We start from the raw sequence: 10,481 nt of genomic DNA on the forward strand, positions 1-10,481 counted from the left end.
AATCGTCCATTCTCTTTACGGACACTTTGGAGAGTAAAATTGATTATCTGGTCAATAAACTGAAGGTTAAGAAATTCTCGTTACACGTCCATCCGTATGTGGCCGCTTACATCAACCAGGGACTCGTTTCCCTGAAACGGAAGTGGCAGATGAAATACGGATTCGGTATCAAGATTATTCCAAGTCAGAAACTCGCATTCCTGCAATATGTGTTCTATGATACGCATGGAGAGGAAATCGATATGAAGGAAGAATTCGAAATCAAATAGACAGAAAAGGCGGCTCGTTGCAACGGGTCGCCTTTTCTGTCTATTTACTCTTCTTTCAAATCATAATAATACAAACGAGTATGTTCATCATCATCTTTTGGCAGTAATGGGCTAAAATGGTTCTTTTCATAAAACGGAATAGCGTTCAGATATGCATCTACCGTTATAAAGCGACACCCAGTTTTATTGTTTTCAATAAAATAGCCTTTTATAAAATCCATCAATATCGTACCAATACCTGTGCCGGAAAAAGTTGTATCAACAGCGAAACGGCAGATTTTAACAGCCGGATAACTTTTCAAACGTTTATCATTCACAAAACGATGTTTACGAAAACGATTAAATTCTGTTTTATTTTCAAAATCTCCCAATGACACCCTATCATTAGCCAAACTAAAATATGCTATTACCCGATCGCCAATTTTAGCTACATAAGACACAGCCAATAACGCTTCCCGATATAGCGGAGCCTCATGCAAAATAAAATCGTTCAAGTCGGTATCACCGCAATTGAACGATTCTTCTATTTTCTCCCATTCTTCCATCCGACTAATACGGAATTTCGAATAGTCTATATGTACACTCATAACTCCATCATTTAAAGTTAGTTGCCGCCTTCATTACGAGTTCGTAATTTTTACGCCTACGTTCCCGCTCTTCCTTCGTCACTTTACGAGGATGCTTCATCTTCTCCTCAAATCGCCGGGCATCTTCTCCAAACAATATAGGCGTTTCACGAATAGGCCTTGCCATCTTGTTTCCTCCTTTCATTATTATAATGAGTACAAAGGTAGTATTCTTTTCTAGTTATAGCAAGCAGAAAAAGTTTTTTTCCCATTACTTCTTATTGTTTTTTTAGCTATCTACCAAACTCTCTGTTCAAGCCGCTCATCCTTGTTTAATTAAACTCTCCGTTCAATCGGATTTGTACTCGTTTCCTGTTCAAGATGCACGTAAAAAGCAAGCGGATTTAAAATCCTGATACGAAAGACCAACGGATTATAAATCCGCTGGGATGGGGGGATACGGGGGAAGCAATAATATATATTTCAATTCGTTTTTCATACTTCGGAATGTTGACTATTAGCGGCATTAAATATGGTCAGACATTATTGACTATACCCAACCAAGTAGTACGTGAACAACTACACAGCTACTTGTTGGAACAACGACTTTGCACAAAATCGTAGTTGTCTATCAGGGGATGAAAATGGCGGTATGTGAAGAAGCTTAAATTATCTATTTTCCTCTACTATCCACTTTTCAATATTGCGGGTTTCCGCACTGAAGTTTATGCCGATTTTAAAGAGCTTCCGTCCGTCCATTTCGAAAAGAAGGGCGTAATGCTTGTCATTAATTTGCTGTAAAGCCTCTTCGGCCGTGCCGTTCAGCTTAAATTCCATTATATAAATGAATTTATCAGTCTGCAAGACGAGGTCGATGCGTCCATCGTTCGTGTTATATTCCACGTTGACGTAGAAGCCGACCAGTTTAAAGACAATAAAAAGCACGTTTTCGTAATGCAGTTCCTGGTCACGAATCACTTCGTAGGTAGTGTCCGCAAAGAAACTTTGCAAGCGGTGGAAGAAAGAATCATAATCACCGGAACGCACCTCACGAACAAACTTTTGAATCTCAAAAGGGGATTCTACCTTATTCACATTCGCATAAAAAGGAAGTAGGAAACGGATAAATCCCTCTTCCACTTCACGATTTGGGAAACCTAAACGATACATTCCAAATTCTTCATCATACCCCTTGATGGTGAGGTATCCGCTCTGATAAATCACCGGAATGGGATTGGTGGATTCAGAGTCTATGCTGTTCAAGACCTGGGCGTCGGTTTCCTCGTGTGCCATCCGTTCCAGGTCATAATGATGTTTTTTTAGCAACTTCACTAAATAGGTAGGCGTACCCGTCTCAAACCAATAGCTGCCGAATTCCTTGCGTTTGAAAGCGTTAAGCAGACTGAACGGATTGTACATGCCGATTGAATTGTGAGTAAAATGATAGCCGTCATAGCACTCTCTCAGTTCTTCACAAAGCTTGTCATACGTTATACCGCGCGCTACTGCAAATTCATGGAGTTCTGTTTCCAGATTTTCGTGAATTTCACGCTCGCTGACACCGCATATTTCGATATACTCATTCCACATTGAAATATCATCCAGATTGTTCAAGTCACTGAATACACTGACTTTGCCAAACTTTGTCACGCCAGTAAGGAATGCAAACTTAATGCAGCCGTCCATTGTTTTGAGCGCTCCATAGAACGGTTTCAAGGTATTTCGGAATTGTTCTTGAAGTTCCTCATTACCAATGGCCTGCAACATAGGTTTATCATATTCGTCAACCAAGATGACCACACGTTGCCCTGCCAATTTACAGGCACGCTCTATGATACCGGCGAAACGCAAGGAAAACGAACGTTCGGACGGCTCGGCACCGTAAAGTTTCTCCCACGCTGTCAGCGATTTATCAAGTATATTATTCAGACTTTCCAGTGTGTCATACTTTTCAATATTAAGGTCGAGATGCAATATAGGATATTTTATCCAGTCTTTCTCCAACTTTTCTACTGCCAGTCCTTCAAACAGCTCCTTCTTTCCTTGAAAGTAAGCCTCTAAGGTAGAGATGAGCAGACTCTTTCCGAAACGGCGCGGACGACTCAAAAAGTAATAACTTCCGGTCTTGACCATTTGATATATCAATGCAGTTTTATCAATATAGAAATAACCGTCATTACGAATCTTTTCAAAATTCTGAATACCGATAGGATATATTTTATTGCTCATACTCTCTGCTTTTATAAAAAATGCGCTTTCTTATTGCAAAGATACTGATTTTAGTAGATTTCTCTACTATAGCAAGTTAAAAGAAAAACATTTCACCTACAATAAAAGTTTCACTGCCACTTTCTGCTTTAGCACTACTACGACGAGAATATCCTTAACTGCAGCTTCGGTCTAATCATTTGCTTGCTGAATAGTATTATTATTCGGATTTGACAAATCTGCGACAAGTACTTCAAGAACATCACTTTTACAAATTTTCTTTCTTCATAAAAAAGTTTTAATTATTAATATTTACATTTATAAAAAATTACTTTCAGTAACTACAAAAATATGAATATTAAATTTTACATACATAAAAACAGTCAAATAAAAAGTCGTAACTTCAAGTTTAGCCTTAGAATATATTTGCTTACATTTGCACAATTTTCAGGGTCAAAAGCCCTATTTCGTTTAATTTAAAATTTTAAGAATCATGAAAACTCATGAATCAGCCAACGACGGCAACTGTATTAACGGTTTCAAGCATTTCTCTGACTTAGCGGTAGAGTATTTCCCGGATTTGTCCACTCCCAGTTCGGCCAGCAGAAAATTGCGCAACAGTATCAGAAGCCACAAAGAGTTGTGCGCTCAAATGACCGCAGCAGGCTACACAAAGAAAACAAACAACGTCAGTCCGAAGATGCAACTCATCCTCATCGAATTTCTGGGGGCACCCGTCATCAAGATACCGCCAACTAACAAAACTGCAATCGAAAGTGTAAACGCAGACAAGAAATAAAAGGAAAATCGAACTATATATTTTTAAATATATAGTTTATTATTTATTGTTTATAATGTGTTCTGACAAGCGTTCTGAGTAGTTTTTCTTTACACACATAACAATCAATGATACAGCAACTTACACGAAGAAAAAGGTATTCTGACAAGCGTTCTGCACAAGCATCCGTTTTTCTGCTCTCAAACAGAGCCTCTGATTCACCCGAACGAAGGCTCTGTCCACTCCAAACAGACGCTCCGTTTCCCCCCAACGGAGCGTCTGTTTCATTTCGTACCCAATGAACCGCATCCCGGGACGAAAAAGGATTTTTTTAGCTCTGTTCTCCACCTGTCAACCCCTGCGAACCGTACTGAACATGGCTTATTGCATACCCATGAAAACTGGTATATATTTGCCGGAAATTAAAAACAATCGACTTATGAAGAAATTTAATTTCCAGTCCATGACGGCGCGCGGATTCCTGATTATCCCCAAATCTTTGCTGCAACAGCAGATTGACAACGGACATGGTTGCGAAGGGGATACAGAGGCACTCTTAATCATGCTTATGAAGGTCAACTATTCGGAAACGCAATATACCGGATATCAAAATAAGGAGTTCGTGTGCCGGCGGGGCGAAAGCATGCACAGCTACCGCGACTGGAGCCGGATTTTTAACTGGAGTATCTGCCGGACTTTCCGCCTGATTCATGACCTGGAAACCGCAGGAGTGATTGAAATCATCCCGCATGAAGACAAGTCCTTGCATATCCGCGTGGTGGAATATGACAAATGGGTGGGGAATCCCGAAGCGATGAAAAAGAAGAAAGCCGTCAACGAGAAGTTTTTCTACTTCTGGGACGAGTATCACGCCATTACGCAACTTCCCAAAGAGAACATAGCCAAAGTGCAGCGCGAATGGAAAAAACTCAGCAGCAAAGAGCAGCAACTCGCCATCGACAAAATCGAGGAATATTATTTCCATCAGACAAATTCCAAATATGTCCTGCATGCAGGCAGTTACTTATCTAATAAAGCTTTTCTTAATGAATACTGAGAACCGGGTTTCGCCACAAGCGCCCGAAGTGGAAGAGGCTATCATAGGCGCCTGCCTTATCGAGCAGGACGCCTTACCGCTGATAGCGGGGAAGTTACGCCCGGAGATGTTTTACGTGATACGTCACCAGTTGATTTTCAACGCTTTGCTCGCCATGCACCGGACGGGCACGAAGATTGATATTCTCACCGTGAAAGAGGAGCTTGCCCGGCAGGGAAAGCTTGAGGATGCGGGCGGCCCTTACGGTATCACGCAGTTGAGCAGTAAGGTGGCCAGTTCCGCGCACATTGAGTATCATGCGCAGATAGTGCACGAGAAGTTCCTGCGGCGGGAGATGATTCTAGGATTGAACAAGTTGCTCGCCTGCTCGCTGGACGAAACCATAGACATCGGTGACACGCTGGTGGACGCGCACGACCTGCTCGACCGCCTGGAAGGGGAATCCGGACACCATAGCAATATGCGCGACATGGATACGCTGATGGCGGATGCCATGACGGAAGCCGAAGGGCGTATCGCCCGGAGCATGGATGGCGTGACGGGGATTCCTACGGGGCTGACGGATTTAGACCGAATGACGTCGGGGCTACAGAACGGGGAATTGGTGGTTATCGCCGCGCGTCCCGGTGTGGGGAAGACGGGATTCGCGCTGCATCTGGCACGAAACGCGGCAATGGCGGGATATGCCGTAGCGGTCTACAGTCTTGAGATGCAGGGAGAAAGGTTGGCAGACCGGTGGCTGACGGGGGCGAGCAATGTCAGTGCCGGTCATTGGCGCGGGGGGACGGTGAGCGCGCAGGAGATGGCGGAAGCGCGTGCCGTGGTTGCCGGACTGGCACGGTTGCCGATTCATGTGGATGACAGTACGGTGGTCAGTATGGAGCATGTGCGTTCCAGCGCGCGGTTGCTGCAAAGCCGGAATGAGTGCGGCATGATTATCATTGATTATCTGCAACTTTGCGACATGAGCAGCGGGCAGAGCAACCGAAACCGCGAGCAGGAAGTAGCACAGGCTGCGCGGAAGGCGAAGTTGCTCGCCAAGGAATTGAATGTGCCGGTGGTGTTGCTGAGCCAGTTGAACCGCTTGTCGGAAGGGCAGATAGACAGGCGACCGGAACTGAGCCAGCTCCGCGAAAGCGGGGCCATCGAACAGGATGCGGATATGGTGATGTTGCTTTATCGCCCGGCGTTGGCCCGGGTCACTACGGATAGGGAAAGCGGATATCCGACCAAAGACCTGGGTGTGGCCATCATCGCCAAGCAACGCAACGGGGAGACGGGAAACGTTTATTTCAGCCATAATCCGGAAATGACGAAGATTACGGATTATGTTCCGCCATTGGAATATCTTCAGAAACATGCCAGATAAGGATGGGGAAAACGGTTGTTTTTGCGGTTTATTTTTAATTACATTATATAATAGTTTACGGGGGTTCAAAACGGTTGTTTTTTGCTTGGAATTATTTTATAAAATACTTGACTTTCCTTTCGTGGTTTTGTATCTTTGTATAGTCGGAATGACAGAAAATAATTATTACTTAAACCTTAACTTTTTCAAATTATGAACGTATTAGTAGAGCGCTATCAGCGCAGAAAGAATGTGAGCGAGGAAGACTCGCAGGTATTGTATTATGTACGCCAGAAATCGGGTACTGTAAGGGTGATGGACGTCAACAAGCTGGCGGATGCCATCGAAGCAAATTCCTCGCTTACGGCGGGAGATGTGAAGCATGCTATCGAGGCTTTTGTGGAGCAGTTGCGCCTGTCGCTTACGCAAGGCGATAAGGTGAAGATTGATGGATTGGGGACTTTCCATATCACGCTGAGCAGCGAGGGCACGGAGAAGGAGAAGGATTGCACAGTGCGTTGTATCCGCAAGGTGAATGTCCGGTTTGTGGCTGACAAGGCGCTGCATCTGGTGAATACGAGTCATACCACTACCCGAAGTGAGAATAATGTGGATTTCGTCCTGGCGGGAAAGGGTGATGCTAAAGGCGGTTCGGAAGGTGGCGGTTCCGAAGGTGGAAACGGTGGCGGTTCCGGCGAAGGGGACGACGGAGAAACTCCGGACCCGGCAGCATAAAGGCTGTCCCTTTCCTTGAGGTAAACCTTATAAATGAACAGTTCCACATGATTGCCGGGGAGTAGTTATTTTATCCCCGGCATGTGGTTCATGTTTTCTCTCCCATTTTCTAATTTCATGTTTCAATTTTCAATTCTCAATTTATTAAAATGCTAGATAAAATTATAGAGATTATCATGACGATTCTACCCTTTTTGGGCAGTAACCGTAAGAAGCGCAAGGTTATGGCGCAAGAGGTCAAGGAGTTCAGTGAACTGGTGAAAGGTCAGTATTCTTTTCTGATGCAGCAGTTGGAGAAGGTGTTGAAGGATTATTTCGACCTTAGTTCGAGGGTGAAGGAGATGCATACGGAGATTTTCTCGTTGCGGGGACAGTTGGCGCAGGCTGCGGCTTTGCAGTGTATCAATAAAGAGTGTGTGCAGCGCAGTAATGCAGGTAATGCAGGTATGGCTTTGAAAGAAGCTTGACGACGGAAGTAATGCGACCTATAAATCTGATAGTAGTCCACTGTTCCGCTACACGTGAGGACAGGGACTTTACGGAATATGACTTGGATGTCTGCCATCGCAGACGGGGATTCAACGGAGCGGGGTATCATTTCTATATCCGGAAGAATGGGGATATCAAGTCTACCCGGGCGATAGAGAAAATCGGAGCGCATGCGAAAGGTTTCATATTATTTAATCCTATTTATGTATCTTGTTACTATAATCAATAAAAAAGCCGATTACCATTTCTGATAATCGGCTATAAAATATGCACTTTATTAGGTAGTTGTTTTTTCAGTTCTAGGATATATGTTCATTTCACTTAAACCATATTCCTGCATTTTTCTTTATCTCCACCTTTGTAAACTTTTCCAGTTCTGTTACAAGTACTTTCACTTCGTTTGCTGTTGGCTCTGGCAACTGTACTTTTCTGTTCGTATTCCGTCCTATATTTACTTGTAGAGGTTTACATCGTTTTATGTACTCCACCATTTTATCCAAATCAAACTGCATCAAAGGTTCTGCCGTAACATAGGTATCTATACCCAAATTTGCAATTTTCTCCATTGCTCTTACCCTTTCTTCTATCTCTGGTGAGTTACGCATTATTTCTGGATAAAACCTATTGGTTTCTATGGTCGTACAAACCACTGAATGATGAAATACAGGATGAGCTATAAAATCTAATATTCTGGAAGGATTTTTGCTTTGAAACAAATATTTATTGGCAGACCTATCACAATAATCCAAAACCATTTGAATCCAATGGCTAGGTATATCTTCTGCCCACATATCAATACTACTTCCTACAAATATAAAATTCAAACACTCAAGATAGCAGGTTAATTCTGCCGCATCCAATCTGGGGGTATTCAAACGAGAACACATTTTTTTCATATAGCAATAGGTACAGCCATGAGAACATTTACCCTTAATAGGATTCCATGTGTGTGTCACAAATTCATACATATTGCCTTTACTCTCCTTAATCATGATATATCTTTATTAGTTATTATTCTTGTTGGAAAGCCAGCAGGAAGCACCTACTGGCGTCTCTACGGATTATTTTTCAAATTCTTCCCATAATCCACTCAATTTATTATTTATAATATTTTCTTTCGTATCACCTCCTCTAGTTCCCTTGGCTTTTTCAATATAATCAGCATCTTCTTTACTAATATTTTTCAAAAAACGTTCCATTTTGTCTGTAAATTTTGGTTTGAGATTATCACTAGTTTTTTCATACTTGGATATTATCCAGTCGATTACTGTTCGTGCCTGTATTGTCGTTTCTTTAAAAATACCTTCTGCCGCTTGTAAAAGTCTTAACCCTCTTTCCAAGCCACTGGTATTTTTCAGCTCGTCAGCAATGTTACCGTCTATGGCACAATCCATAACTTTTTTATTAATCTTTGAGGTGAAGGTCAGCCACTTCGATGCCGAAGTTAAAGAATAGCCTTTATTTACTAAATTACTCATAGCATCCAACAAAGGTAGTTCTTCTTGCTGATTGTTTATTTTTGCCCCTTTCACGTAGTCGCTACCCTTCCACGGATCAGTAGCAATATTGATTTCTGACAACATCTTGGCTATTGGCAGTTCCGTATTCAAAGCATACAATAACTTAAATTCTCTCTTATAACGTTTTTGCTCATCCCGTTCTTCATTACTCGCCATAAGTCTAAGGTGCGCTTCATAGCGATGATTACCTTCCACTAACACCAAATAATCCACAGCTTCTTCTTCTCTTATAATATCACCTGTAGTAAAATCAACAACATCCAACCCTTGATTTATAACATCATTAGCATCTACCACTATGGCAGGAATTAACTGTCCGCACTCTTCAAGTGTTTTCATTTTAGCCTTCACAATCTTTTCATTCAAATCACGATTACCGCTTAAACGTGCAATCTTTTTTCCTTCATTTACTAACGAGGTTAATGTTGTTACTTCGTTTTTCTTCATATCAATCTTGCCGCTGCCCTGCGGACTTATTTTGGTACCTGGCTCACCGATAATTTTTATACTACAAAGATTGCCCTTTTCTTGAGAAGCTAACGGGAATAAAAAAACACTGCTTTCTTATTCCCCTACTTCACAAGTTGTAGAATGAAGTATTTAGAGAATAAGAAAGCAGAAATAAACAATAAAATAAGTTTCAATCAATAATAAAATGCGTTCAAACTCCTTATGTCCTTATCCTTATATTGTTTCAACAGGGACTTCAAGTAGTCATAGTCAACCAACACACTTTCGTTGCTCACGATACCAGTGAAGTATAGTAGATGAGAAATCAGCGTCTTTTCCTTGTCAGACATATTAGCTCCCTTCTTTCTCTTTTCTTTTACCTGTTCTTGATAATTCAAGGCAGTGATAATCATTTGTGAGAAATAATAAGCGAATACGGAGAATGATTCAGTATGTGGATCACTCAAATCAACGCTACCAGTATTCATTTGGTCTGAATTTACTGTTTCCAATCCGTCTGCACAAAACTTTGCTATACTAGCAATAGCCGTCTTATTATCTATCACGATATTCTTCCTACCTATTTTCAACGTAATACAAATTGGGCTTTTAAAGACTGCACCAAACGGAGTATCTCTTTTATAATCCTCACTGATAGCATTAACAAATTTTTCTATCTGTTCTTTAGAGGATTCTTTTATTTCTATACCTTCCATACATTTACCCCAACTGCAATCATAACAGAAAAGCAATAGATACCAAAACTTTTCAGCGTCTAACCCCAATACGGCAAGCAATTCTTGAAGTTCGTTATTCTTTATGTATGAATCAAACGAGAATTTGCCTTTCAATATTCCTCTGTTGTATCTTCCTTTAAAAGTGTCTGGCGTTTGTGACGGCAATATATATGTCTGTCCTGTTTCTTCATCATAATCAAAATCAGGGAAATATTCTTGTGTCACTGGATATATATACTCTAGCAACTCGCTATACTGGATTGAGAACTTATCTACTGGCTTCATAGTGTTTTTGTTTGCAATGATAATAAAAAAACAGCAAAT

At 41.6% G+C, this 10,481-nt stretch carries 11 protein-coding genes and 2 pseudogenes; 7 read left to right on the forward strand and 6 right to left on the reverse strand.

Annotated elements, in window-relative coordinates; translation table 11 throughout:
* Positions 1-269: pseudogene (locus RDN93_RS20530) on the forward strand (ribonuclease E/G); the annotation flags it as partial.
* Between the two features lie 44 nt (positions 270-313).
* On the opposite strand, the gene RDN93_RS20535 reads toward RDN93_RS20530, so the two are convergent.
* The 3 genes from RDN93_RS20535 to RDN93_RS20545 form a co-directional block, all read right to left on the reverse strand.
* Positions 314-856, reverse strand: coding sequence for a GNAT family N-acetyltransferase (locus tag RDN93_RS20535; protein ID WP_308747218.1), 543 nt, complete (start codon positions 854-856; stop codon positions 314-316).
* Positions 857-863: 7 nt separating this feature from the next.
* Positions 864-1,022 (reverse strand): hypothetical protein, encoded by a 159-nt coding sequence (locus RDN93_RS20540; protein ID WP_308747219.1) that lies wholly within the window; start codon positions 1,020-1,022, stop codon positions 864-866.
* 482 nt (positions 1,023-1,504) lie between these two features.
* Complete coding sequence (locus RDN93_RS20545) at positions 1,505-3,064, reverse strand: ATP-binding protein (protein ID WP_308747220.1); 1,560 nt, start codon at positions 3,062-3,064, stop codon at positions 1,505-1,507.
* 472 nt (positions 3,065-3,536) lie between these two features.
* Here RDN93_RS20545 and RDN93_RS20550 point away from each other — a divergent pair, with 472 nt between their 5' ends.
* The 6 genes and pseudogenes from RDN93_RS20550 to RDN93_RS20575 form a co-directional block, all read left to right on the forward strand.
* On the forward strand, positions 3,537-3,842 hold the full coding sequence (locus RDN93_RS20550; protein ID WP_308747221.1) for a DUF4248 domain-containing protein: 306 nt from the start codon (positions 3,537-3,539) through the stop codon (positions 3,840-3,842).
* Positions 3,843-4,260: 418 nt separating this feature from the next.
* Positions 4,261-4,878 (forward strand): hypothetical protein, encoded by a 618-nt coding sequence (locus RDN93_RS20555; RefSeq protein WP_308747222.1) that lies wholly within the window; start codon positions 4,261-4,263, stop codon positions 4,876-4,878.
* Positions 4,868-6,247 (forward strand): replicative DNA helicase, encoded by a 1,380-nt coding sequence (gene dnaB / locus RDN93_RS20560; protein ID WP_308747223.1) that lies wholly within the window; start codon positions 4,868-4,870, stop codon positions 6,245-6,247. Before RDN93_RS20555 ends, dnaB begins: the two co-directional genes overlap by 11 nt.
* A gap of 192 nt (positions 6,248-6,439) precedes the next feature.
* The gene (locus tag RDN93_RS20565) at positions 6,440-6,961 is read left to right on the forward strand and encodes an HU family DNA-binding protein (protein WP_167966363.1); all 522 of its coding nucleotides are present in this window, start codon (positions 6,440-6,442) and stop codon (positions 6,959-6,961) included.
* Positions 6,962-7,110: 149 nt separating this feature from the next.
* A complete protein-coding gene (locus RDN93_RS20570; RefSeq protein WP_308747224.1) occupies positions 7,111-7,428 on the forward strand; it encodes a hypothetical protein in 318 nt (105 codons plus the stop codon).
* An 11-nt stretch (positions 7,429-7,439) separates the two neighbouring features.
* Positions 7,440-7,634 (forward strand): annotated as a pseudogene (locus RDN93_RS20575) (N-acetylmuramoyl-L-alanine amidase); the annotation flags it as partial.
* A gap of 133 nt (positions 7,635-7,767) precedes the next feature.
* Here the strand turns inward: RDN93_RS20575 and RDN93_RS20580 are convergent.
* From RDN93_RS20580 to RDN93_RS20590, 3 genes are all read right to left on the reverse strand, one after another.
* A complete protein-coding gene (locus RDN93_RS20580; RefSeq protein ID WP_276346176.1) occupies positions 7,768-8,442 on the reverse strand; it encodes a DUF5131 family protein in 675 nt (224 codons plus the stop codon).
* A 69-nt stretch (positions 8,443-8,511) separates the two neighbouring features.
* Positions 8,512-9,417: a hypothetical protein gene (locus RDN93_RS20585; RefSeq protein WP_308747225.1), complete on the reverse strand. Its 906-nt coding sequence runs from the start codon at positions 9,415-9,417 to the stop codon at positions 8,512-8,514.
* Between the two features lie 197 nt (positions 9,418-9,614).
* Positions 9,615-10,481: hypothetical protein (locus tag RDN93_RS20590; protein ID WP_308747226.1), on the reverse strand; the 867-nt coding region annotated here is incomplete at its 5' end.

Source organism: uncultured Bacteroides sp. (assembly GCF_902491285.1).
Taxonomy (GTDB): domain Bacteria; phylum Bacteroidota; class Bacteroidia; order Bacteroidales; family Bacteroidaceae; genus Bacteroides.